General features: G+C 66.5%; 1 protein-coding gene. It reads left to right on the forward strand.

Translation table 11 applies throughout. The features are described from left to right. Positions 1-113: 113 nt before the first annotated feature. A protein-coding gene (locus MA875_RS17335; protein ID WP_282449282.1) for an IS5 family transposase occupies positions 114-984 on the forward strand; the annotation gives its coding sequence in 2 pieces (ribosomal slippage) (positions 114-461 and positions 463-984; 870 coding nt annotated over the 2 pieces). This gene is flagged as partial in the annotation.

Consider the following 984-nt stretch of genomic DNA (forward strand, 5'->3'; position numbering starts at 1 on the left):
GACAACACGATGCGGATCTTCTTTTCCGCCGGGATCGTCGGTGGACGACTCATAATTCTCAGACCTTCCAATAGGGGCGCTGCCTCAGCAACTAACTACCCCTGCCACATAGTCTGACGCGCGACAAGGAGATCTCTGACGAGGTGTGGGCCGTGATGGAGCCGTTGATGCCGACGGTGACCGGTCGGTCGCGGCCGTGGACGGATCACCGGCTCGCTATCGAGGGGATGGCGTGGAAGTACCGGACCGGTGCGCCGTGGCGTGACGTTCCGGAACGGTTCGGGAAGTGGAACTCGATCTACAAGCGGTTCAACCGGTGGGCCGGGGACGGCACCTGGCAGAAGCTGCTCACCGAGGTGCAGAAGCAGGCCGACGCCGCTGGGGAAATCGACTGGGTCGTCTCGATCGACTCCACGATCGCGCGCGTGCATCAGCACGGCGCGACCCTCGCCCGGGACACAGGGGGCTGTGCCGAATCACAAGAATCCGTGGTCCGAGCCGCCTGATCACGGGATCGGACGCTCCCGCGGCGGGCTGACGACCAAACTGCACCTGGTCTGCGACGGCCGCGGCCGGCCGCTGAGCATGATGATCACCGCCGGGAACATCAACGACACCACGATGATGAGCGCGGTGCTGGAGAACATCCGCGTTCCCCGCGACGGGAAGGGCCGCCCCCGCACCCGCCCCGACCGGGTGCTCGCCGACAAGGGGTACCCCTCAAGGGCGAACCGCGCCTGGCTCCGCGACCGGAGGATCGCGGCGACCATCCCCGAGCGGGACGACCAGATCGCGCACCGCCGCAAGAAGCCGGGCCGGCCGATCGCTTTCGGCGACAAGCAGAAGGAACGCTACAAGGGACGCAACGTCGTAGAACGCTGCTTCAACCGTCTCAAGCAGTGGCGCGGCATCGCGATGCGCTCGGACAAACTCGCCCGCAACTACCGAGCCGCCGTCAGCCTCGCCGCGGCGCTGATCTGGATC

Source organism: Microbacterium kunmingense (genome assembly GCF_023155745.1).
In the GTDB taxonomy this organism is placed as follows: Bacteria; Actinomycetota; Actinomycetes; order Actinomycetales; family Microbacteriaceae; genus Microbacterium; species Microbacterium kunmingense.